The following is a 24,142-nucleotide window of genomic DNA, read 5'->3' as shown; positions in this document are numbered from 1 at the left end:
GATGCCGGGCGCGGCGCGCACCGGTGACGGCAGAATGGGCGCCATGCCGATACCCAGCCGCGCCGAACTCACCGACCACCTCGTCCGTACCCGCATCGCCGGCGACGTGGCCACGCCCCGCGACAACAACCTCGCGCACTACCGGGCGCTCGCCAACGGAGACCGCCACTACTGGCTCGGGCTGGAACTCGGCGACCGCTGGACCGACGAACAGGACGTCCTCGCCGTCATGGCGGAGCGCTGCGGGGTCATCGACGACCCGGCCCACCGCTTCGGCCAGGACACCATCGACCCCGAACTGACCGTCGACGCACTCGACCGGATGGCGGAACGCCTGCGGAAGGCGGTGGCGGACACCGAGAGCGTGCTCGTCGCCACCGGCCACCCCGGCGGCCTCCTCGACGTGCACCGCAGGACGGCGGACGCGCTCCGCGCGGCGGGCTGCGAGATCATCACCGTCCCGGCCGGGCTGCGCGCCGACGAGGGCAACGTCGTCCAGTTCGCGGGGGTCGCGGTGCTGGAACACGGCGCGTCCCTCTGGCACACCCACTCCCCGGCCCCGATGGCCGCCATCCTGGACGGCCTGGAACGCGAGGGCCGCCCCCGGCCGGACCTGGTGCTCGCCGACCACGGCTGGGCCGGCTGCGCGGGCGGACGCGGACTCGACGCCATCGGCTACGCCGACTGCAACGACCCCGCCCTCTTCCTCGGCGAGGCCGAGGGCTCCCTCCTGGTCACCGTCCCGCTGGACGACAACGTGCCCGACCCGCGCCACTACGACCCGCTGACGGAGTACCTGCTGGGAGCGGCGGGGCTGGCCTGAGGGTTCCTGGGCGGCTGAAGGGCGTCGCGGGCCGGGCGAGGGGCGGGCGTGTCCGCGTCGGCGGGGAGTCCGGGAAGCGCCGCGCGATTCGGGTCACCACGCGAGCAGCACGTAGGCGGCGATCCCGAGGGAGGCGAGGAGCGCCAGATCGGAGACGGCGACGTACCTTCTCCGCTCGGCCTCGGGGACGTCCGCCACCGCCTCCGGGAGCTCCTCGGGGAGCATGGCGTTGAGCCAGTCGGCGGAGCCCGGGGCGCCTTGCGGGCGGAAGAGGCCGATGGCCGTCGTGGCTCCCCGGACGCGCATCCACACCGTCGCGTCCCCCTCGCTCTGGTGGAACCCTTCGACGCGGGAGAGGGGGACCCTGACGCGCGCGAGACTCTCGACCACGAGAACGGACGTGGCGGAGAAGACGACGCGCGAAGCGCAGTAATGACGCCACAGGAAGCTTGTGCACACGCCTATGGCAAGCAGCGCTTCCACGGTCGCCCCCTTCGTGTGCACGCCCGTTCCTCCGCTCGACCACCACCCCTCTCCCCGCCAGAGGTAGAGGGCCGGCGCCGCGCACACGACCAGCAGAGCGACCGCTGCCCGGAACCGGGTGCCGCGCACACGGGCCCGCACGACCCCGTCGGCCCGTGTGGAGAGGGTCAGCGCGTACGGGACTTCGATCAGGTCCGTGGCCATGGCGTTTGTTCGCTCTCGTTCTGTCGGAGGCGGGCGCCCCACGGTACGGACGGGAGCCTCGCGGCTGATGCCGGAACCGGGCGTGGGCTGACCGGCTCAGCATGCCTGACCTGCACCGATCCGGGGAACCCCGCTGGGTCCCTCCACCGGACTTGACCCTGACGCGCGGGTCAAGGGCTAGCGTCCGCCCACCCGTTGGGCGACGGGTGCGCCCCGCCGCCCGCCGACCCGCGAACGCCAGGAGCCCGCGATGTCCGCAGACCTGCCCCGTACCTCCCGCGAGATCCGCCTCGCCGTGACGCCCGACGGGCTGCCCGAGGCCAAGCACTTCACCCTCGCCGAGACCCCGATCCCACGACCCGGTCCCGGCGACGTGCTGGTCCGCAACAGCCACTTCGCCCTCTTCGCCGGACTGCGCACCCTGATGGGCACCGAGAACGACGGGGTCCCGCTGCCCCCGCTGCGCGGCGGCGACACCGTCATCGGGCCGGCGGTGGGCGAGGTCGTCTCCGCGCCGGACGGCGGCCCGCTGCGGCCGGGCGACCGGGTGACGCATCTGCTCGGCTGGCGGGAGTACGCCGTCCTGCCCGTCGAACAGGTGCTGCCGCTCGGTGACGAACTCCCCGACCCGGTCGCTCACCTCGCCCAGGGCTCCTCGGCGTACGGGGCGCTGACCCGGCTCGCCGGAGTCCGCCCCGGCGACACCGTGCTCGTCACGGGGGCGGCCGGGGCGGTCGGCACCCTCGCCGGGCAGATCGCCCGGCTGCTGGGCGCGGCCCGGGTCGTCGGTACCACCGGCTCGCCCGCCAAGGCCGAGCGCCTGGTGGCCGAGCTCGGTTACGACGCCGTCGTGGTGCGCGGCACCGCGGACTTCGCCGGGCAGCTGGCCGGGGCGGCGCCCGGGGGCATCGACGTGCTGCTGGACCTCGTCGGCGGCGAACAGCTCACGGCGGCGGTGGACGCGGCCCGGCCGGGCGCCCGGTTCGCCCTGGTCGGAGCGCTCTCCGGACAGCTGGACGCCCGGCGCGGCGGAGGCAGCGCACCCGCCGAGATCGACACCTACCGGCTGATCGTGAAGGGTGTCTCGGTACGCGGCTACACCGGTGGCGACCACCCGGACGTCGACGCGGAGTGGACCCGGCGGTTCGGCGCCTGGCTGCGCTCGGGCGCCATCCGTTTCCCGTACACCGCCGTCGCGGGGCTGGAGAGCGCCCCGCTCGCCTTCCAGCAACTCGTCGAGGGGAGGCATTTCGGCGGGGCCGTGGTGGAAGTCTTCTCCTGACGGGATGCGATACGGGGGGCGATGCGCGTGCCCCCGAGGACCGGTGGCGACGGGGGCGGTGCGGGATGCGGATCGGGGACGCGGCAGCGGCGGCGGGGACGACCCCGCGGGCCCTGCGTTTCTACGAGCAGCGCGGCCTGCTCAACCCGCCCGCCCGGACCTCCTCCGGCCAACGGGAGTACGACTCCGAGGACATCGCCCGGGTCCGCGTCGTCCGGGAGCTGCTCGCCGCCGGGTTCACCGTGGCGGACGTACACGCCTGCGCCGACCGCCTCCACCTGCTGACCTCGGGCCGGCCGGTGCGCTGCACCTCCACCGAGCCGGGATCGCCCGGAGTCGTCGGCCAACGGCTCGCCGCCCTCGACGCGGAGATCGCCCGCCTCACCGGACTGCGCGAGGCGCTGGCACGGAAGGTGTCGGGGGAGGGGGCGGACGCACCTTCCGAGGGGGCCCGTCAGGCGGTGAGCCCGTCGGGGACGTCGACCGGAGTCCGTCGAGTCGGCGGACGCACGTGATCCGGGAGATGGACGGGAGAGGGACGGTGCCGTCATGGTCCGGCACTGGAGTAGGGCGGTGCTGCCGGTCGCCCGCGCATCTCATCGGGCACACCCGGCAGGGACGGCCCCGCTCACCCCGCTGACGCGCCCTCCTCCCGCTCCCGCCGCTGCTCCGGGCCCGGTGTCGGGTCCAGGTACACCCGCTTCACGGACGGGAAACGCTCCCGCAGTTGCCGCTCGGCCCGCTCACAGGCCCACTCCACGTCGGCGGCGCTCGCCAGGTCGCGGAAGTCGATCTTCGCGGCGATCAGGATCTCCGTCGGCCCCTGGATCAGAGTGGTCAGCTCCAGCACCTGGACGATGTTCGGCACGGTGAGGAGTTCGGCCCGGACTCCGGCCCGCATCGCCCCGGGCAGCGGTCGGCCGATGAGCAGTTGCGCGTTGGACCGGCCCAGCACCCAGGCCACGTACACCAGGAGGAGGCCGATCAGCACGGACGCGATCCCGTCCCACGTCCCGGAGCCGGTCAGCTGTCCGCCGAGCAGGCCGCCCGCCGCGAGGACCAGCCCGGCCAGCGCCGCCGAGTCCTCCATGACCACGGCCTTCACCGCCGTGTCCGGGGTGTGCCGCAGATAGTGGGCGGCGGGGGCGTGCAGCCGGGCGGCCTCGCGGCGCACCTGTTTCACGCCCGTCCGCAGGGAGAAACCCTCCAGCAGGAAGGCGACGGCCAGCACGATGTACGAGACGAGAGGGTCGCCCAGCTCCTCGCCCTGCACGAGGGTGTGCACCCCGTCGTAGACCGAGAACACCGCGCCGCCGACGAAGGTGGCGATCGAGGCGAGCATCGCCCAGATGTAGCGCTCGGGGCCGTACCCCAGCGGGTGTTCCTCGTCGGCCGGCTTCTCGCTGCGCTTGAGGGCGGTGAGGAGCATGACCTCGGTGACGGTGTCGGCGACCGAGTGCGCGGCCTCCGAGAGCATCGCGCTCGAACCGCTGATCAGGCCCGCGACCGCCTTCGCCACGGCGATGCCGAGGTTGGCGGCCGCCGCGACCACGACGGTGGCCGTGGACTCTTCGGACTTCTCGGGACGGGCGGCGTGCTCGGGACTCCCGGGAGTCTTCGGGTCCTGGGGGTTCTCGGGGCTCTTCGCGGGGTCGGCACTCATGGTGGCGAGTATGTCCGCGATGCGGCCGGACACTCCGTACCGGCGTGACCGTGCGCCTCACCGACCGCGCGGGGCGCGGATCAGGCCCTCCTGGATCACGGTGATCGCGAGGCGCCCGTCCTGCGTCCAGATCCGGGCCTGGCCGAGTCCGCGCCCGCCGGACGAGGTGGGGGACTCCTGGTCGTACAGCAGCCACTCGTCCGCCCGGAACGGCCGGTGGAACCACATCGCGTGGTCCAGGCTCGCGCCGACCACGTCGCCGACCGCCCAGCCGCCGCGCCCGTGGGCCAGCAGCACGGAGTCGAGCAACGTCATGTCGGAGACGTACGTCGCCAGGCAGACGTGCAGCAGCGGGTCGTCGGCGAGCTTGCCCCGGGTGCGGAACCACACCTGCGAGCGGGGCTCGCGCGGCTGCCCGGCGGTGGCGAACGGCGGCTCCTCCACGTACCGCAGGTCCACCGCCGCGCGCGCCTCCAGCACCCGGTCGATCATCCCGGGGTCGGTGAAGCGGTCGGCGTACCGGGGCATCATCTCGGCGGCCGTCGGCAGGGTCTCCGGGTCAGGGGCGTCCGGCACGGTGACCTGGTGCTCCAGCCCCTCCTCGTACGTCTGGAAGGACGCGGAGAGGTGGAAGATCGGCTGCCCGTGCTGCACCGCGACGACCCGGCGGGTGGTGAAGGACCGGCCGTCGCGGATGCGGTCGACGCTGTAGACGATCGGCGCGCCGGGGTCGCCCATCCGCAGGAAGTACGCGTGGAGGGAGTGCGCCCGGCAGCCGTCGGGCACGGTCCGGCCGGCCGCGACCAGCGCCTGCGCCGCGACCTGGCCGCCGAACACCCGGGGCACCACCGCCGAGCGGCTGGCGCCCCGGAAGATGTCCCGCTCGATCCGCTCCAGGTCGAGCAGATCGAGCAGGGAATCAAGTGCTTCGCTCATGGGAGGAACGTAGCCGTCCTGGATCGTTCGGGCCCGTGCGTCCGAGTGCCTTACAGGCCCATGGACTTGGCGATGATGGACTTCATGACCTCGCTGGTACCACCGTAGATGCGGTTGACGCGGTTGTCGGCGTACAGGCGTGCGATCGGGTACTCGTTCATGTAGCCGTAACCGCCGTGCAGCTGGAGGCACTTGTCGATCACCCGGTGGGCGACCTCGGTGCAGAACAGCTTGGCGGAGGCGGCCTCGGCGGCGGTGAGCTCCTTGGCGTCCAGGGCCTCGATCGCCCGGTCCACGACGGCCTCGGCGGCGTCCACCTCGGCCTGGCAGGCGGCCAGTTCGAACTTGGTGTTCTGGAAAGCGGCGACCGGCTTGCCGAAGACGGTGCGCTCCGACACGTATTGCTGGGCGAACCGGACGGCGGCCTTGGCCTGCGAGTACGCGTTGACCGCGATGCCCAGGCGCTCCTGCGGGAGGTTCTGGCCGAGGTAGGAGAAGCCCTTGTTCTCCTCGCCGAGCAGGTCCTCGACCGGGACCTTCACGTCCACGAACGACAGTTCGGCGGTGTCCGAGGTGCGCAGGCCCAGCTTGTCGAGCTTGCGGCCGACCGAGTAGCCCTCGGCCTTGGTGTCGACCACCAGCAGCGAGATGCCGTGGCGGCGGTCGTCGGCCTTCGGAGCGTCCGTACGGGCACAGACGATCACGCGGTCCGCGTGCACGCCGCCGGTGATGAAGGTCTTGGCGCCGTTGAGGACGTAATGCGTGCCGTCCTCGGAGAGCTTCGCGGTCGTCTTCATGCCGGCCAGGTCGGAGCCGGTGCCCGGCTCGGTCATGGCGATGGCGTACATCGTCCTGCCGGTCACGAAGTCAGGCAGCCAGCGCTCCTTCTGCTCCTTCGTGGCGTACGCCTTGAGGTAGGGCAGGCAGAGCAGCACGTGCACGCCGGAGCCGCCGAAGGACACGGCCGCGCGGGCGGTCTCCTCGGAGATGATCGCTTCGAACTTGAACGACTCGATGCCGGCGCCGCCGTACTCCTCGTCCACCTCGATGCCGAAGATGCCCAGCTCGGCCAGCTTGTAGTAGAAGTCGCGCGGCACCAGACCGGACGTGAACCACTCGTCGTACACGGGGACGACCTCGGCCTCGATGAAGGCGCGGATCGTGTCCCGGAACGCCTCGTGGTCCTCGTTGAATACCGTACGGCGCACGGGGTGCCTCCTTGGTCGGGTGCCTGGGTTCGGTGGGCCGGTCGTTCAGTGAGCGTGGTCAGGTGCCGTGCCGTTGCCGTGGTCAGGTGCCGTGCCGGCGCCGTCCCTGACGCCGGGGCCCCGGCCATGTGCCGCCGGGCGTCACCTAAGCGCTTGCTCAGTGGTCTCCGAAGTTACCCGGCGGTCACGGAGCTGTCCAGGGTGATGCCCCCCACTCCGCGAGGCGATCCTCCGCCCGTGGCGCACCGTCGGGTACCCCTGTTCCCCGGGTGCTTCCTCAGGCGCTTTCTCGGGTGCGTCCCTGGTGTGCCGCGCCGGGAATTCTCGCCCCGCCGGTGAGGCCGTGGGGATTGTGGAACGGGCCCGGTCCACCGATATCGGTATGTCGGCATTTCTGCGCACGTGCGACAGCCTTGCGAAATGGGTGGCAATTCCAGGAAATTGCCGCAGTGTCCGGAAGGTAGGTCCCGGAAGGGGGCCGGAAAGTGGAACCGGAAGGTACCGGCTGGTCGTGTTCCGTTCAGCCGGTGGTGGGTTCGAGTTGTCCGCGCGGTCCCGTCGTCCGACGTCCGGGCGTCGGCGCTCCGTCCGTCCATGAAAGGGAATGAATCATTCCGGGAATGGCCGGAACATTCGTAACCCCTTCGGCGTGATTCGTGGAGAGATCTGTATTATTTCGCCGTTCGGTGATGTTCTGTTCATTCAGGGGGAAAATTGAGACCGAAACGAGTGAGCGGCACGGCTGCCGTCGCGCTCGGAGTTCTGGCCGCGCTGGGACTTCAGGGCGTTTCGACCGGTGCCGTCGCCGCAGAAGCACGGACCGCGGCGGTGGCACCTGCCGCCCCGCAGGCTCGGACCGGCGGTACGGGCACGTACACCGCCGGAGCGCGGGCCGACGGGCCGGTCAGGAGCGAGGTGCACAAGCTCGCCCTGACGGCCGACGGCCGGCGGAAGGCCACCCTCTCGCGGCGTACGACCGAGCCGTTCGGGCTGCTGGGCGTGTCCTGGCCCGACGCCGGAGCCGCGATAAAGGGCACGATCGAGGCCCGTACCCGGAGCGCGGAGACGGGGGCGTGGTCGGACTGGATCACGCTGGAGCCGTACGCGCCCGGCCTCGACGGCGTGCGTCCCGCGGAGCGCGGATCCACGGAGCCCGTCTGGGTGGGGCGTTCGAACGGTGCCGAGGTGCGGGTGAGCGACGGGGCGTCCGCGGGCGTCCTGCCGGCCGGCCTCCGGCTCGACATGGTCGACCCGGACCTCGACGCGGGGACCAGTGCCTCGGGGGCCGGCGCGTCCGGGACCAGTGCGTCCGGGACCGCCGCGGCGGGAAGTGACGTCGCGGGCGTCGAGCCCGCAGTGTTCTCCGCCGCCACCGGCACGTCCGCCACCGGCACGTCCGCCACCGGCACGTCCGCCGCCGCGCGGGAGGCCGCCGAGATCGAGCCGGGGCCGCCGTCCACGGTTCCGCAGCCGCCGGTCGTCACCCGCGCCGAGTGGGGGGCCGACGAGTCGCTGGACGACGAGGGGCCCATCTACCTGGAGAAGGGCGTCATCAAGGCGGTCTTCGTCCACCACACCACCGACGCCGACTACAACTGCGCGGACTCGGCGGCCATCGTGCGGGCCATCCACGTCTACCACGTGAAGACCAACGGCTGGCGCGACCTCGGATACAACTTCCTGGTCGACAAGTGCGGGACGATCTTCGAGGGTCGTCAGGGCGGCATCGACCAGCCCGTCATGGGCGCGCACACCTACGGCTTCAACAGCGAGTCCACCAGCGTCGCGATCATCGGTGACTACACGAACACCGCCGCGTCGAGCGCCGCGCTGGAGGCGACCGCGCGGGTGGCCGCGTACAAGCTCGGCCAGTACGGCGGCAACCCGGCGGGCACCACCTCGCTGGTCGCCGGCGCCACGCAGACGAACTACGCGGGCCAGGCGTTCGTCGCCGGGCAGTCGTACACGTTCAACCAGATCTCCGGCCACCGGGACGGCTTCAACACCGAGTGCCCGGGAGCCAAGCTCTACCCGCAGCTCCCGGCCATCCGGACGCTCGCGGCCGGTCCCGTCCAGAACCTCAAGGTCTCCTCGGTCGGTGGCGGCGCCTTCGCCGTGGACGCCGGTTACGAGACCCCGGGCCCCGTGTCGGTGAACTGGTCGACCAGCACGCCCTCGTCGCTGATCAGCAAGTTCGAGCTGTTGGCCGACGGTCGGCCGGTGGCGACCACGGCCCCCGCCGCGCGTACCGCCGCGACGACGCTCACGGTGCCGGGCATCCACAAGCTGGCCGTGAAGGCGTACCACCAGTCGGGTGCGACCACCACGACCGCGGCGGTGAACGTGAACGTTCCCGCCCCGAAGACCTTCGTGCCCGTCACCCCGCAGCGGGTCATGGACACGCGGTCCGGACTGGGTGTGCCGAAGGCGAAGGTCGGCGCGAAGGGCGTGGTGACCCTCCAGGTGACCGGTACCGCCGGAGTCCCGGCCACCGGTGTGGGGGCCGTGGTGCTCAACGTGACCGCGACCGCCCCGACCGAGCTGAGTTACGTCTCGGTCTACCCGAACGGGACGACCCGCACGAGCGCGTCGAACCTGAACGTCGTGGAGGGGCTGACGGTCCCGAACCTGGTGATCGTGCCGGTGGTGAACGGCAAGGTGGACTTCTACAACAACGCCGGCACCGTCGATCTGGTCGCCGACATCACCGGCTACTTCAGCACCACCGGTGAGGGGTCCACCCACGTCAACCTCGGCCCCGAACGGGTGATGGACACCCGCTCCGGTCTCGGGGTGCCGAAGGCGAAGGTCGGCGCGAAGGGCGTGGTGACCCTCCAGGTCGCCGGCGCCAACGGCGTTCCGGCGGAGAACGTCACGGCGGTCGTGCTCAACGTGACGGCGACCAACGTGACCGACCTGACCTACGTGTCGGTCTACCCGGACGGGACGACCCGCACGAGCGCGTCGAACCTGAACGTCGTGGAGGGCCAGGTCGCGCCGAACCTGGTGATCGTGCCGGTGGTGAACGGCAAGGTCAGCTTCTACAACAACGCGGGCAGCCTCGATCTGGTCGCGGACATCACCGGCTACTTCACCTCCGGTGGCGAGGGCGCCTCGCACATCAACCTCGGCCCGAAGCGCGTGATGGACACACGGTCGGGACTGGGAGTGCCGAAGGCCAAGGTCGGCCCGGCGGGCGTGGTGACCCTTCAGGTCGCGGGCGTCAACGGGGTCCCGGCGACGGGTGTCACGGCCGTGGTGCTGAACGTGACGGCGACCGACCCGACCGCCCTGAGCTACGTGTCGGTCTACCCGGACGGGACGACCCGCACGAGCGCGTCGAACCTGAACGTCGTGGCGGGGCAGACCGTTCCGAACCTGGTGATCGTGCCGGTGGTGAACGGCAAGGTCAGCTTCTACAACAACGCGGGCAGCGTCGACCTGGTCGCGGACATCACCGGCTACTTCCGCAAGTGACGCAGCGGACTCACCGGCTGCTTCCGTGCGTGACGTAGCGGACCTCACCGGCTGCTTCCGTGCGTGACGTAGCGGAGCTCACCGGCTGCTTCCGTGCGTGACGTGGCGGACCTCACCGGCTGCTTCCGTGCGTGACGGAGGCGGTAGCCGGAGAAGGCGGGAGGGGTGGGTGCGGCGAGCGTTCTTCGCCGCGCCCACCCCTCCCGCCGTGCGTCCGGGCGCGGGCGCCGCCGCCCGTACGCTGACGCCATGAGTGACATGTACGTGGTGGACTTCTGCCTCGACCTCACGTCCTCCGCCCCCGTCCCGGTGCTGACGGATCTGCAGTGGCATCTCGGGGCACGGGCGGACGGGGCCGAGTACGGCGAGTCCGGGGTCGCGGGGACGTATCCCCTGCTGGCGGGGCGCGGACCCGCGGCGCGGGTCGGGGGAGTGCTGGTGGGGGAGTTGGCGCGGACGAGCGGCGGGTGGTCGCTCACCGCCCGCCAGGAGGTGCACGCCGAGTCGCTGCCCGACCTCGACGCCCTGGCCGAGCGGCTCGCCCGCCATGCCCGTACCGAGGGGACCATCGGCGCCCTCCGCTTCTACGAGGACGACGTCCCGGTGCTGCTGGTCAACCGGTCCGGACTGCTGGTGAAGATGGCGCTCACCGTCGCGGAGCCCTCGCCGACGGCCGAGCCGACCCGCTGAGGGCGGGGCGGCTCCCGGCCCTCACGCGGCTGGTCACGGTCCGCCGGGCCCGGTCCGGGACGCGCCTGCGCCGATGAGCACGGGTACGCCGTCCAGGATGCGCCGGGGAGGCCGAACTCCCGGGCCCGGTCCCGCTCTTCGTCCCGGACGGCCGACGCGAGGGCCCGCGCGTGCGGGGAACCGCTCCCACGGGTCGCCGGCACCACGGACCTGCCCGACGACGACCGTCCGGTCCGCACCCGGGCCGGCGTACCGACCGCCCCGCCCCACGTCGCCGCCCCGCTTCCGCGTCACCCGAGGACGCGCAGGGCGAACCACAACTCCGTCCGTACGTCCATGTCGTCCAGGTCCGTGCCCAGCAGCTCCGCGCAGCGGCCGACGCGCTGGCGGACCGTATTGCGGTGGATCTTGAGAGCCACCGCCGTACGGTCCCAGCTGCCGTGCAGCGACAACCAGCAGCGCAGGGTCTCCCGCAGCGTCGCCGACAGCGGGGCGAGCAGGGTACGGGCATGGGCCTCGGCCGCCTCGCCGGTCAGCAGGTCGGTCAGGCCCCGGTCCGCGCGGTGGAGCAGGAGCGGGGTACGGGTCGCCTCCGCGCGGGCCAGCGCCCGGGACGCCCGGGTGTCCGCCGCCGCGAGCCCGTCCAGCGGTACGGGGTCGGAGGCGCCGAGCACCCAGCCGGGCTGCGGGGTCAGCCGGGCGGTGTCCGTGAGCAGCACGCGCACCGCCTCCTCCGGACGGCGGCCCGTGTCGACCAGCGCCGAACCCAGGGAAGCCCCGAGGGTCCCCGCGGTGAGCGGGGCGGTGCCGCCGCTCCTCGTGCGGCGGGCGTGCACCACGGTCCACGGGCCCTGTGAACCGAGCAGCGGTGCCACGTCCCCGGGGGCCGCGCCGAGCAGCATCCGGACCAGCGCGGCCGAACGGTCCGCCGAGCCCGCGCCCTGGTGCGGAGCGGCCAGCAGGGAGAGCAGGACGACGGCCATCCCGGCCACCGTGTGGTCGCCGGGCTCGCGGGGGCCGGTGGCGAGGGCGAGCACCAGACCGTGCCCGCCGCCCAGCGCGTACGCCGACAGATGGGTGCCGTCCACCGTCTCGGTGGCGGACGCCGGAGCGGCCCGCCGCTCCTGCGGGGCGACCACCCGGGCCAGCCGGGAGAGCGCGGTGCGCACGGGCGGGGCGGTACGGGCGCCCGCCGTGTGGATCTCGCCGCCCTCGGGGCTCAGCAGCACCGCGTGCCCGCCCAGCTGGGCCGCCAACTGGTGGAGCACCGCGGGCACCGGATCGGGCCGGGCCGCCGCCGACGCCAGGGCCTGCTGAGCGCGGGCCGTCCGGCGCAGCTCCTGGTGGCGGGCGTCCGCCATCAGCTGCCACACCGCCCGGGCGACCGAGGTGAACGTGGTCTCCGGCGGCACCTCGAGGAGTGGCAGCCCGTGCCGCTCGCACGCCTCCGCCAGCCCCGGCGGTACGGACTCGTGCACCGGCCGCACCCCGAAGCCCAGCGCCGCCGCGCCCGCCTCCACCACCCGCGAGACGTACCACTCCGGGTCGGTCAGCAGCACGCCCGCGCTGAGCAGCAGCTCGCCGCCGAGGAGATAGGGGTACGGGTCGGCCATCTCCGAGGTGTGCACCCAGAGCAGCTCCGCCTGCCCGGGTCCGGCGATCCTGCGCAGCCCCAGCTCCTCGCGGGCCAGCAGCGCGCCCAGGGAGACGGGCGGCGTGGGCGGCCCGGCGGGCGCTGCGGGCGCGGCGGGCGCTGCGGGGGCGGTCGGTCCCGCGGGTCCGGCGGGTTCAGGGGCCGGGAAGGGGCCTGCGGGGGAGTCCGGCATGGATGATTGCTCCATCGTGTACGTCAAGGATGGAGGAAACGTACACTTCAGCACCGTCTACGGGCCACCTACCGTCATCAGGGCGCACGAGACGTACGAGACGTGTAAGTCCCCGCGGGACGGACACCTGTCGTCCGGAATGTCTCCGGGACGCCTCCGGAACGCCTCCGGAACGCCTCCGGAACGCCTCCGGAACGCCTCCGGAACGCCTCCGGAACGCTTCCGGGACTCCTCCGGGGCCGAGGGCCACCTGCCGGAACGGCAGCCTCGCAGGCTGCCCGGCCCCGGAAGGCCGGGACGCCGGGGACGCCGGAACGCCTGGGCGCCCGGTGTCGGCGCGTCGCGGAACGACCCGGCGTGCGCACCCGACCGACTGAGATGGAGGGACGCCCATGGCTGTCGACTACGCGGTGATCGTGGTCTACCTGGCCGGCATGCTCGCCATGGGCTGGTGGGGCATGCGCCGCGCCAAGTCCAAGAGCGAGTTCCTGGTGGCCGGGCGCAGGCTCGGACCCTGGATGTACTCCGGGACCATGGCCGCGATCGTCCTCGGCGGCGCCTCCACCATCGGCGGCGTCGGCCTGGGCTATCAGTACGGCCTCTCCGGGGCGTGGATGGTCGTCACCATCGGCCTCGGCCTGCTCGCCCTGTCCGTCTTCTTCTCCGCGCGGATCGCCAGGCTGAAGGTCTACACCGTCTCCGAGATGCTGGACCTCCGCTACGGCGGCCGGGCCGGGATCATCTCCGGCGTCGTCATGTGGGCGTACACCCTCATGCTCGCCGTCACCTCGACCATCGCCTACGCCACGATCTTCGACGTCATCTTCGACCTCGACCGGACCGTGGCCATCGTGCTCGGCGGGGCGATCGTCGTCGCCTACTCCACACTCGGCGGCATGTGGTCGATCACCATCACGGACATGGTGCAGTTCGTCGTCAAGACGATCGGCGTGCTCCTCCTGCTGCTGCCCATCGCGGTCGTCAAGGCGGGCGGGTTCAGCGAGATGAAGGCCAAGCTGCCCACCGAGTACTTCGACCCGCTCGGCATCGGCGGCGAGACGATCTTCACCTATGTGCTGATCTACACCTTCGGCATGCTGATCGGCCAGGACATCTGGCAGCGCGTGTTCACCGCGCGCAGTGACCGTACGGCCCGCTGGGGCGGCACCGTCGCCGGCACCTACTGCCTCGTCTACGCCGTCGCCGGAGCCGTCATCGGCACCGCCGCGAAGGTGATGTACCCGACGCTGCCGAGCGCCGACTCGGCGTTCGCCACGATCGTCAAGGACGAGCTGCCGGTCGGCGTGCGCGGGCTCGTGCTGGCCGCCGCCCTAGCCGCCGTGATGTCCACCTCCTCCGGCGCGCTGATCGCCTGCGCCACCGTCGCCAACAACGACATCTGGTCCCGGCTGCGCGGCGCGTTCGGCCGAGGGCCCGGAGCCCCGGGCGTCACGGAGGCAGCGGGCGCCGACGGGGCAGGGACAGGCGGAGCCGCGGAAGAGGGCGGGCACGACGAGGTGCGGGGCAACCGTGCGTTCATCCTCATCATGGGCGTCGCCGTCATCCTCATCGCCATCGCCCTCAACGACGTCGTCGAGGCACTCACCGTCGCGTACAACCTTCTCGTCGCCGGACTGCTCGTGCCGATCCTCGGCGGACTGCTGTGGCGCCGGGGCACGGCGGCCGGGGCGCTGGCCGCCGTCGGCGTCGGCGGGGTAGCGGTCGTCGTCCTGATGGCGGTGTACGGCATCCTTGCCAATGAACCCGTCTACTACGGACTGCTCCTCTCGCTCGCCGTGTACGTCGTCGTCTCGCTGGCCACCAGGCCCACCGACCCCGCCGTCCTCGACGCCTGGCGGGAACGTTTGGCCGGACGCGACGGGCGCGGCGGGGGCCGGGACGGGGGCGCCTCCGCCACCGGCGGCTCCGCCCAGGAGCCGGCCACCGTGTAGCACCCACGAGACCACTCGCGCCGGACCCCTCGACCGGGCCCCCGCCGCCGACCGCCCCCTCGGTCGCGCACGGGAGCCCGGGCACGACCGGCCGACCCACGGCTGCCACCGGTCCCGTCCCACCGGGGGCGGCCGCGGCCCACCCGGTGCGGAGGTTCCCGGACCTCCGCACCCGGGCGGGCCACCACTCCCCGGGTGCGGAGGCTCCGGAACCTCCGCACCCACGCCCCCCACCCGGAACACCCCGAACGACCCGAACACCCCGAACGACCCGAACGACCCGAACGACCCGAACGACCCGAAGGAAGGCCCTCCATGAGCAGCAGCGAATCGCCTCGCGGTCCCATCGACTCCTCCCGTGTGCCCCGGTACGCCGGTCCCGCGACGTTCGCCCGGCTGCCCCGGCTCGACGAGGTCGGCACCACCGATGTCGCCGTCGTCGGCGTGCCCTTCGACACCGGCGTCTCCTACCGCCCCGGCGCCCGCTTCGGCGGCAACGCGATCCGCGAGGCCTCCCGCCTCCTGCGCCCCTACAACCCGGCCCAGGACGCCTCGCCGTTCGCGCTGGCGCAGGTCGCCGACGCCGGTGACATCGCGGCCAACCCCTTCAACATCAACGAGGCCGTCGAGACGATCGAGGCCGCCGCCGACGACCTGCTCTCCACCGGCGCCCGGCTGATGACCCTCGGCGGCGACCACACCATCGCCCTGCCGCTGCTGCGTTCCGTCGCCAAGAAGCACGGCCCGGTCGCCCTCCTCCACTTCGACGCCCACCTGGACACCTGGGACACCTACTTCGGCGCCGAGTACACCCACGGCACCCCGTTCCGCCGGGCCGTCGAAGAGGGCATCCTCGACACCTCCGCCCTCTCGCACGTCGGTACCCGCGGCCCGCTCTACGGCAAGCAGGACCTCACCGACGACGCCAAGCTGGGCTTCGGCATCGTGACCTCCGCCGACGTGATGCGGCGCGGCGTGGACGAGATCACCGACCAGCTCCGCCAACGCATCGGCGACCGGCCGCTCTACATCTCCATCGACATCGACGTGCTCGACCCGGCCCACGCGCCCGGCACCGGCACCCCCGAGGCCGGCGGTCTCACCTCCCGCGAACTCCTCGAAATCGTGCGTGGCCTCTCCTCCTGCCACCTCGTCTCCGCCGACCTGGTCGAGGTGGCCCCCGCGTACGACCACGCGGAGATCACCGCCGTCGCCGCCTCGCACACCGCGTACGAGCTGACGACGATCATGTCCCGCCAGATCGCCGAGGCCCGGACGAAGTGAGCCACGACCACGACGACCGGCCCCGCCTCACCGAGGCCCAGGCCGAAGCCGCACTCAACCCGCCGCCCGGCCGCAACGGCGGTGACCTCGTCGTCGAGTCCCTCCAGGGACTCGGCGCGACCACCGTCTTCGGCCTGCCAGGCCAGCACGCCCTCGGCATGTTCGACGCCCTGCGCCGCTCCTCCCTCTCGTACGTCGGACTCCGCGTCGAGAACAACGCGGGCTTCGCGGCCGACGCCTACGGCCGCATCACCGGAGAGGTCGCCCCGCTGCTCCTCTCCACCGGCCCCGGCGCGCTGACCTCGCTCGCCGCCCTCCAGGAAGCGGCGGCCGCCTCCGCGCCGGTCCTCGCGATCTCCAGCCAGATCCCGACCGCCGGCCTCGGCGGCGGCCGGCACGGCTACCTCCACGAACTGCGTGACCAGAAGGCCTCCTTCCGCGACGTGGTGAAGTCCGTCCACACCGTGCGGACCGCCTCGCAGATCCCCTCCGCCATCGCCGCCGCCTGGGAGTCGGCCCTCACCGCCCCGCACGGGCCTGTCTGGATCGAGATCCCGCAGGACGTGCTGCTCGCCGAGACCACGCTGCCGCCGGTCTCCGCGATGGACGCCACCCCGCGCGAGCTCTACCCGCGCCCCGAGCTGACGCTCGCCGCAGCCCGGCTGCTCTCCCGCGCCGAACGTCCGGCGATCGTCGCGGGCGGTGGTGTCGTCCGCTCCGACGCGAGCGGCAAGCTGCTCGCCCTCGCCGAGAAGCTGGACGCCCCGGTCGTCACCACCTTCGGCGGCAAGGGCGCCTTCCCCTGGGAGCACCCCCTCTCGCTCCAGTCCTGGCTGGAGGACCGGCACACCACCGACTTCCTGGAGTCCGCCGACGTCCTCCTCGTCATCGGCTCCGGACTCGGTGAACTCTCCTCGAACTACCACACCTTCAGCCCCCGGGGCCGGGTCATCCAGATCGAGGCCGACGCCGGGAAGCTGGAGTCCAACCACCCCGCCCTCGGCATCCACTCGGACGCCCGCGAGGCCCTCGCCGACCTCCTGGAGGCGGTCGAGACCCGCGAGGACCCCACCGCCCCGAGGCGTGTCCGGACCCTGCTGGAGCAGGTCCGGGCCCGCATCGAGGCCCAGGACCTCACCCTGGAACAGCGCGTCCTCGCCTCCGTCCGCGAGGCGCTCCCGGACACCGCGCCCAGCTTCTGGGACATGACGATCCTGGCCTACTGGGCCTGGTCCGCCTTCGATGCCCGCCACCCCAACACCATGCACTCGGCCCAGGGCGCCGGCGGTCTCGGCTACGCCTTCCCGGCCGCCCTCGGGGCCGCCGCCGCCGACCCGAGCCGGCCGGTACTCGCGGTCTCCGGCGACGGCGGCTCGATGTACTCCATCGCCGAGCTCGCCACCGCCCGCCAGTACGACCTCCCGGTCACCTGGCTGATCGTCGACGACGGCGGCTACGGCATCCTGCGCGAGTACATGACGGGCGCCTTCGGCGAGGCCACCGCCACCGAGCTGGCCCGCCCGGACTTCGTCGCCCTCGCCGAGTCCTTCGGCGTCCCGGCCGTCCGCACCTCACCGGACGCCCTCGCCGCCGACCTGGCGAAGGCACTCGCCGAGCCCGGCCCGTCCGTGGTCGTGCTCCCGGCGCTGCTCAGGATGTTCGCCCCGACGCATCTGTAGGCATGCGCCGGAGGCGTCCCGGACGGAGGCCGCCGACCGGGAACCTGGACGGGGGCCTCCGACCGGGAACCTGGACGGGGGCCGCCGACCGGGAACGCCCGGACGGGCCCCCGGGCCGGAGACGGGCGGGAGAGGGAGACCGGCGTGCGTGCTCAGCGCAGGCGCAGGCCGGTCTCCTTCTTGATGAGCGCTATCTGGTCCTCGCGGCCCTGGAGGAACTCCGCAGGCCCCTCGCCCTCCAGACGGCCGGGGAAGTCATTTTTCAACGGCATGGCGTCCCGCAGCATGCCGAAGACCTTGTCCACGTCACCGACCGGATGCTTGAGCCGCGCCTCGATGTAGTGCTTGCCCACCCCGGACACGGCGATCCGCAGGTTGCCCATGGGCTTCACGGAGGTCTCGGCGCGACAGCTCTCCCCGGACAGCTTGCAGCCACCGCCCGGACGCAGGCCCTCCAGCACCTCGATCACCGCGTACACCTGACCGCAGCGGTACGCCTCGGTCCTCTGCTTCTCCCCGCTCATGGCATCTCCCCGTCCCCCTCGGCCGCGGCCCTCGTCTCCCGAAGACCCGACATCCCGACTCCGCCTCTCCGGCTGGAGCCGCTCGCCGTCTTGGTTACCCAGCGTAGTCGCGGATCGAACGTGCGTAGGGAGTCGAACCCCGACTTCAGCCGATCGAGTGACTCGCCTCGGGAACATTGACCTGCCTTTGTTGCAGCGGGATGAAATCCGCAGCCCAGCGCGTTGGTGCGTTGCGGAAGATCAGAGGGAGTGGCGTCACGCGACAGCACGCTCGCAGGCGGCAGCAGGGCGATCGGGAGGCATCGGTGGCGGGCGCGGAACAACGGGGACCGGAAGAACGAGGCTCCGGAAAACGGGTCACCGGACAACAGGACGTCACCGGACAACGGGACGTCACCGGACGACAGGACGTCACCGGACCGACCTCCGGGCAGTCGGGAACCCCCGGCGGCCGAGCCGCGGGCCACCAGCCTCCCGGCGGCCGAGCTGCGGGCCACCAGCCCCCTGGCGGCCAAACCGCGGGCCACCAGCCCCCCGCCTCCCAGCCTCCCGCCTCCCAGCCCCCCACCCCCCAGGGCTGGGCCCGCCGCCTCGCCGGCTACGCCTGGCGCTACCGGCGCGACGTGATCCTCGCGCTCGGCGCCTCCCTCGCGGGGATGGCCGTGATGGCCCTGGTCCCGCTGATCACGAAGGTGATCATCGACGACGTCGTCACCACGCACACCCGTTCGCTCGCCGTCTGGACCGGCCTGCTGATAGGGGCGGCGGTCGTCATCTACGTCACGGCGTTCGTCCGTCGTTACTACGGCGGCCGGCTCGCCCTGGACGTACAGCACGACCTCCGCACCGAGATGTACGCGACGATCACCCGACTCGACGGCAGACGCCAGGACGAGCTCTCCACCGGCCAGGTCGTCGGCCGGGCCACCAGCGACCTCCAGCTCATCCAGAGCCTGCTCTTCATGCTCCCGATGACCATCGGGAACATCCTGCTCTTCCTCGTCTCCCTGGTGATCATGGCGTGGCTCTCGCCGCTGCTGACCCTGGTCGCCGTCGCCGTCGCACCCGCGATCTGGTTCATCGCCCGCCGCTCGCGGGCCCGCCTCTTCCCCGCCACCTGGTACGCCCAGAGCCAGGCCGCCGCCGTCGCCGGGGTGGTCGACGGGGCCGTCTCCGGGGTCCGGGTCGTCAAGGGGTTCGGGCAGGAGGAGCAGGAGACCGGGAAGCTCCGCGAGGTCGGCCGCCGGCTGTTCGCCGGCCGGATGCGCACCATCCGGCTGAACGCCCGCTACACCCCCGCGCTCCAGGCGGTGCCGGCGCTCGGGCAGGTCGCGATGCTGGCGCTCGGCGGCTGGCTGGCGACCCGGGGCCAGATCACCCTCGGCACGTTCGTCGCGTTCTCCTCGTACCTCGCGCAGCTCGTCGGGCCGGTCCGGATGCTCGCCGTGGTCCTCACCGTGGGCCAGCAGGCCCGCGCCGGTGTGGACCGGGTGCTGGAGCTGATCGACACCGAGCCGACGTTCGCGGACGGCACCGAGGAGCTGCCGGCCGACGCCCCGGCCGGTGTCGAGTTCGACAACGTGGGCTTCGGCTACGGCACACCTCCGGGAGCCCCCGCGGTGGACCCCGGCCTCGGCGCGGACACGTCGGGCGACGAGGGGACCGAGGACGCCGAGGAGACCCACTACCGGCCGGTCCTCAAGGGCTTCTCCCTCTCCATCGCGCCCGGCGAGACCGTCGCCCTGGTCGGCGCGTCCGGCAGCGGCAAGTCCACCGTCTCCATGCTGCTGCCGCGCTTCTACGACGTGACGCACGGAGCCGTCCTCGTCGGCGGCCACGACGTCCGCGAGCTGACCCTCGGCTCCCTGCGCGCCGCCATCGGGCTCGTCCCCGAGGACAGCTTCCTCTTCTCCGAGAGCGTCGGCGCCAACATCGCCTACGGGCGTCCCGACGCCACCCAGGAGCAGATCGAGGCCGCCGCCCGTGCCGCGCAGGCGGACCGGTTCATCGCCGATCTGCCCAAGGGGTACGACACCAAGGTCGGCGAGCACGGCCTCACCCTCTCCGGCGGACAGCGCCAGCGTGTCGCCCTGGCCCGCGCGATCCTCGCCGACCCCCGGCTGCTCGTCCTGGACGACGCCACCTCGGCCGTCGACGCCCGCGTGGAGCACGAGATCCACGAGACCCTGCGCCAGGTGATGGCGGGCCGCACCACGCTCCTCATCGCCCACCGCCGCTCCACCCTCGGCCTCGCCGACCGCATCGCCGTCCTGGACGACGGGCGCCTCTCCGACGTCGGCACCCACGAGGAGCTGGAGAAGCGTTCCGCGCTCTACCGGCGGCTGCTCACCGACCCGGACGAGCTGGGCGGCACCTCGCCCGGCCATCGGCCGGTGCGGATTCCGCCCCTGGAGGACGACCGGACGCTCCAGGAGGAGATGGAGGCGGAGTTCGACACCGAACGCGGTATCACCCCGGCGCTCTGGATCCGCAAGGAGCAGGAGCGCGACCGGGCCACCGCCGGCATGCCCGCCACACCGGAGCTGCTCGCCCAGGTGGAGGCGTTGCCGCCCGCGACGGACGTCCCGGACGTCGACGAGGACCGGGCCGTCCGTCCGGAGGGTTCGTACGGGCTGCGCAGGCTGCTGCACGGGTTCGGGCCGGTGCTGCTGGTCAGCCTGGCGCTGGTGGCCGTGGACGCCGGGATGGGCCTGCTGCTGCCGGTACTGATCCGGCACGGCATCGACTCGGGCGTCACGCGGATGTCGACCGGCGCGATCTGGACGGCCTCGCTCCTCGCGCTGGCCGCCGTCGTCGTGCAGTGGGCGGCGCAGATCGGGGAGACCCGCAAGACCGGCCGGACCGGCGAGCGGGTGCTGTACTCGCTGCGGCTCAAGATCTTCTCGCAGCTCCAGCGGCTCGGCCTCGACTACTACGAGCGCGAGCTGACCGGCCGGATCATGACCCGCATGACGACCGACGTGGACGCGTTGTCGTCGTTCCTGCAGACGGGCCTGGTCACCGCGTTCGTCTCCGCCGTCACCTTTTTCGGGATCATGGCGGTGCTGCTCGTCCTGGACGTGCAGCTGGCTCTCGTCGTCTTCGCCGTGCTGCCGTTCCTGATCGTCGGGACCGTCGTCTTCCGCCGCAAGAGCGTGGCGGCGTACCAGCTCGCCCGTGAGCGGATCGGTGCCGTCAACGCCGACCTCCAGGAATCCGTCTCCGGGCTGCGGATCGTGCAGGCGTTCAACCGGGAGCGGGACGGCGCGGCGCGGTTCGCGGAGCGCTCCACCCACTACCGGCAGGCGCGGGTGCGCGGCCAGTGGCTGATCTCGGTGTACTTCCCGTTCGTCCAGCTGCTCTCCTCCGTCGCCTCGGCCGCCGTGCTGATCGTCGGAGCGGGCCGGGTCGACGACGGGACGCTGATGGTCGGCGCGCTCGTCGCGTACCTCCTCTACATCGACCTGTTCTTCGCACCCGTGCAGCAGCTCTCCCAGGTCTTCGACGGCTACCAGCAGGCCACCGTCTCCCTCGGCCGCATCCAGGAGCTGCTGCGCGAGCCGACCTCCACCGCCGACCCCGACGTGCCGGTGGAGCTGACCGGGCTGCGCGGCGACATCGCGTTCGAGAACGTCTCCTTCGCGTACGGGGACGAGGAGGAGGCCCTCACCGGCATCGACCTGCGCATCCCGGCCGGGCAGACCGTGGCGTTCGTCGGCGAGACGGGCGCCGGCAAGTCCACGCTGGTCAAGCTGGTCGCCCGGTTCTACGACCCGACGTCCGGCCGGGTCACCGCGGACGGCACCGACCTGCGCCGGCTCGACATGACGGAGTACCGCCACCACCTCGGAGTCGTCCCGCAGGAGTCGTACCTCTTCCCCGGTACGGTCCGCGACGCCATCGCCTACGGCATCCCGGACGCCTCCGACGCCCGCGTGGAGGCGGCGGCACGCTCGGTCGGCGCGCACGACATGATCGCGACGCTGGACGGCGGCTATCTGCACGAGGTCGCGGAGCGGGGCCGCAACCTCTCCGCCGGGCAGCGCCAGCTCATCGCCCTGGCCCGCGCCGAGCTGGTCGACCCCGACGTGCTGCTCCTCGACGAGGCCACCGCCTCCCTGGACCTGGCCAGTGAGGCCCTGGTCAACCAGGCCACCGACCGGCTCACCGGCCGCCGCACCACGCTGGTGGTCGCCCACCGGCTGACCACCGCCGCGCGCGCGGACCGGGTCGTGGTGATGGAGCACGGCCGGGTCGTGGAGGACGGTCCGCACGACGAACTCCTCGCGCTCCAGGGCCGGTACGCCCGGCTGTGGCGCACCTTCATAGGCGAGGACGAGCCCGCCTCCGTATGAGCGGAGCCCCGGCGCGGCGGCGGGCAGTCGGACGCCGCGCCGGGGCAACCGGGTCTGGCGTGACAGGTGTTGCTCCCGCTAGGTTCACGGCCAATGTCGTGAACCCAGGGGAGTGCGTATGCGTAAGACGCTCAGAGGTGTTCTGTCGCTCGCGTTGCTGATCGGCACGGTCGGTGCGACAGGCGCCTCGGCCGGAGCGGCCACCGCCGCGCAGCCGGCCGTGGAGCAGGCGGGAACCTCCGCAGGGGCGCCGGCGACCGCGACTGCGGACGTCGTCGACATCAAGGACCGCGTTCTCGCCATTCCGGGCATGAGCCTGATCGAGGAGAAGCCGGTCGCGGGCTACCGCTACTTCGTACTGAACTACACGCAGCCGATCGACCACCGCCACCCGTCCAAGGGAACGTTCCAGCAGCGGATCACCCTGCTGCACAAGGACACCTCGCGGCCCACGGTCTTCTACACCAGCGGCTACAACGTCTCCACCACGGCGAGCCGCAGCGAGCCCACCCGGATCGTCGACGGCAACCAGGTGTCGCTGGAGTACCGGTTCTTCACCCCGTCGCGTCCCCAGCCCGCCGACTGGTCCAAGCTCGACATCTGGCAGGCGGCCAGCGACCAGCACCGGGTGTTCACCGCGCTGAAGAAGATCTACAGCCAGAACTGGCTGGCCACCGGCGGCTCCAAGGGCGGCATGACCGCGACCTACTACGAGCGCTACTACCCGAAGGACATGGACGGCGTCGTCGCCTACGTCGCGCCGGACGACGTGGTGAACGACGAGGACTCCGCGTACGACCGCTTCTTCAAGACGGTCGGTACGAAGGAGTGCCGCGACAAGCTGAGCGCAGTCCAGCGCGAGGCCCTGATCCGGCGTGCGCCCCTGGAGGAGAAGTACGCGGCGTACGCGGCGGAGAACGGCTACACCTTCACCACCGTGGGCACCCTCGACAAGGCGTACGAGGCCGTCGTCATGGACTACGTCTGGGCGTTCTGGCAGTACAGCAAGGTCGCCGACTGCGCCTCCCTCCCGGCCGACGCCACGTCCGCCACCGACCAGGAGATCTGGGACTCGGTCGACGCCATCTCTGGCTTCTCGGCCTACGCCGACCAGGGCCTCGAAACGTACACGCCGTACTACTACCAGGCCGGTACCCAGCTCGGTTCGCCCGACATCGCGCAGCCCTGGCTCGGCAGGCTGAGCCGGTACGGCTACCAGCCGCCGCGCGACTTCGTGCCCCGTTCCATCCCGATGACCTTCCAGAAGGGCGTCATGCGGGACGTGGACTCCTGGGTCACCCACCACGCCACCCGGATGATGTACGTCTACGGGCAGAACGACCCGTGGGGCGCCGAGCGGTTCGCCCCCGGCAAGGGCTCCCGCGACAGCTACGTCTACACCCAGCCCGGCGGCAACCACGGCTCCAACGTGGCCGGTCTGGTGGCCGACGAGAGCGCGGCGGCCACCGCGACCATCCTGCGCTGGGCCGGTGTCACCCCGGCCGCCGTCGCCGCCGACCCCGCGAAGGCGGCGCCGCTGGCGACGTACGACACCCGCCTCGACAAGCCGGACGCCCAGCTGAACCGGCACCGCACCCTGCACCCCTGATCCACCCGCTCTCCCGCAACACGACCCGGCGCGGGGGGGGGGGGGGCCCCCCCGGGGGGGGGGGGCGGGGGGGGGGGGGCGGGGGGGGGGCGGGGGCGGGGCCCCCCCCCGGGGCCCCCCCGCGCACGCGCCGCACGGCGGGGGGGT

Annotated in this window: 15 protein-coding genes and 1 pseudogene; 10 read left to right on the top strand and 6 right to left on the bottom strand. The window is 72.4% G+C overall.

What is annotated here, in order from left to right:
* The first annotated feature begins 43 nt into the window (after positions 1-43).
* The gene (locus tag ACFZAX_RS15655) at positions 44-823 is read left to right on the top strand and encodes a phosphatase (protein WP_390962034.1); all 780 of its coding nucleotides are present in this window, start codon (positions 44-46) and stop codon (positions 821-823) included.
* Between the two features lie 93 nt (positions 824-916).
* Here the strand turns inward: ACFZAX_RS15655 and ACFZAX_RS15650 are convergent, their stop codons facing one another.
* Positions 917-1,510 carry a hypothetical protein gene (locus ACFZAX_RS15650; RefSeq protein ID WP_390962033.1) on the bottom strand — a complete coding sequence of 198 codons (594 nt, stop codon included), beginning with the start codon at positions 1,508-1,510 and terminating at the stop codon, positions 917-919.
* 250 nt (positions 1,511-1,760) lie between these two features.
* Here ACFZAX_RS15650 and ACFZAX_RS15645 point away from each other — a divergent pair, with 250 nt between their 5' ends.
* Both ACFZAX_RS15645 and ACFZAX_RS15640 read left to right on the top strand, forming a co-directional pair.
* Positions 1,761-2,792 carry a zinc-binding dehydrogenase gene (locus ACFZAX_RS15645; protein WP_390962031.1) on the top strand — a complete coding sequence of 344 codons (1,032 nt, stop codon included), beginning with the start codon at positions 1,761-1,763 and terminating at the stop codon, positions 2,790-2,792.
* Positions 2,793-2,857: 65 nt separating this feature from the next.
* Positions 2,858-3,307, top strand: coding sequence for a MerR family transcriptional regulator (locus ACFZAX_RS15640; protein WP_390962029.1), 450 nt, complete (start codon positions 2,858-2,860; stop codon positions 3,305-3,307).
* A 113-nt stretch (positions 3,308-3,420) separates the two neighbouring features.
* On the opposite strand, the gene ACFZAX_RS15635 is transcribed toward ACFZAX_RS15640, so the two are convergent.
* Genes ACFZAX_RS15635 through ACFZAX_RS15625 form a run of 3 tightly spaced genes read right to left on the bottom strand, consistent with a single transcriptional unit; the run spans position 3,421 to position 6,599 of the window.
* Entirely contained in the window at positions 3,421-4,455 is a 1,035-nt protein-coding gene (locus ACFZAX_RS15635) for a cation diffusion facilitator family transporter (RefSeq protein ID WP_390962027.1), read from the bottom strand.
* Between the two features lie 57 nt (positions 4,456-4,512).
* Entirely contained in the window at positions 4,513-5,391 is an 879-nt protein-coding gene (locus ACFZAX_RS15630) for an acyl-CoA thioesterase domain-containing protein (RefSeq protein WP_390962025.1), read from the bottom strand.
* Between the two features lie 50 nt (positions 5,392-5,441).
* Entirely contained in the window at positions 5,442-6,599 is a 1,158-nt protein-coding gene (locus ACFZAX_RS15625; RefSeq protein WP_390962024.1) for an acyl-CoA dehydrogenase family protein, read from the bottom strand.
* 729 nt (positions 6,600-7,328) lie between these two features.
* On the opposite strand from ACFZAX_RS15625, the gene ACFZAX_RS15620 reads away from it, so the two are divergent.
* Both ACFZAX_RS15620 and ACFZAX_RS15615 read left to right on the top strand, forming a co-directional pair.
* Positions 7,329-10,076 carry an N-acetylmuramoyl-L-alanine amidase gene (locus tag ACFZAX_RS15620; protein WP_390962023.1) on the top strand — a complete coding sequence of 916 codons (2,748 nt, stop codon included), beginning with the start codon at positions 7,329-7,331 and terminating at the stop codon, positions 10,074-10,076.
* A gap of 249 nt (positions 10,077-10,325) precedes the next feature.
* Positions 10,326-10,766: a hypothetical protein gene (locus ACFZAX_RS15615; protein WP_390962022.1), complete on the top strand. Its 441-nt coding sequence runs from the start codon at positions 10,326-10,328 to the stop codon at positions 10,764-10,766.
* Between the two features lie 290 nt (positions 10,767-11,056).
* On the opposite strand, the gene ACFZAX_RS15610 is transcribed toward ACFZAX_RS15615, so the two are convergent.
* A complete protein-coding gene (locus ACFZAX_RS15610) occupies positions 11,057-12,592 on the bottom strand; it encodes a helix-turn-helix domain-containing protein (protein ID WP_390962021.1) in 1,536 nt (511 codons plus the stop codon).
* 392 nt (positions 12,593-12,984) lie between these two features.
* On the opposite strand from ACFZAX_RS15610, the gene ACFZAX_RS15605 reads away from it, so the two are divergent.
* The 3 genes from ACFZAX_RS15605 (at position 12,985) to ACFZAX_RS15595 (ending at position 17,507) form a co-directional block, all read left to right on the top strand.
* Entirely contained in the window at positions 12,985-14,544 is a 1,560-nt protein-coding gene (locus tag ACFZAX_RS15605) for a sodium:solute symporter (protein ID WP_390962020.1), read from the top strand.
* A gap of 315 nt (positions 14,545-14,859) precedes the next feature.
* Entirely contained in the window at positions 14,860-15,828 is a 969-nt protein-coding gene (gene speB / locus ACFZAX_RS15600; RefSeq protein ID WP_390962018.1) for an agmatinase, read from the top strand.
* The gene (locus ACFZAX_RS15595) at positions 15,825-17,507 is read left to right on the top strand and encodes a thiamine pyrophosphate-dependent enzyme (RefSeq protein WP_390962017.1); all 1,683 of its coding nucleotides are present in this window, start codon (positions 15,825-15,827) and stop codon (positions 17,505-17,507) included. Before speB ends, ACFZAX_RS15595 begins: the two co-directional genes overlap by 4 nt.
* A gap of 152 nt (positions 17,508-17,659) precedes the next feature.
* Here ACFZAX_RS15595 and ACFZAX_RS15590 read toward each other — a convergent pair whose 3' ends face one another.
* Positions 17,660-18,031: a hypothetical protein gene (locus ACFZAX_RS15590; protein WP_390962016.1), complete on the bottom strand. Its 372-nt coding sequence runs from the start codon at positions 18,029-18,031 to the stop codon at positions 17,660-17,662.
* Between the two features lie 572 nt (positions 18,032-18,603).
* On the opposite strand from ACFZAX_RS15590, the pseudogene ACFZAX_RS15585 reads away from it, so the two are divergent.
* Together ACFZAX_RS15585 and ACFZAX_RS15580 are read left to right on the top strand one after the other, a co-directional pair.
* Positions 18,604-22,386: pseudogene (locus ACFZAX_RS15585) on the top strand (ABC transporter ATP-binding protein); the annotation flags it as partial.
* Between the two features lie 118 nt (positions 22,387-22,504).
* Positions 22,505-23,995 carry a S28 family serine protease gene (locus ACFZAX_RS15580; RefSeq protein WP_390962014.1) on the top strand — a complete coding sequence of 497 codons (1,491 nt, stop codon included), beginning with the start codon at positions 22,505-22,507 and terminating at the stop codon, positions 23,993-23,995.
* Positions 23,996-24,142: the final 147 nt, after the last annotated feature.

Source organism: Streptomyces sp. NPDC008125, from assembly GCF_042957125.1.
In the GTDB taxonomy this organism is placed as follows: Bacteria; Actinomycetota; Actinomycetes; order Streptomycetales; family Streptomycetaceae; genus Streptomyces.
Note: the sequence above shows the minus strand (reverse complement) of the source record. Positions and strands in the feature narration are given on the sequence as shown.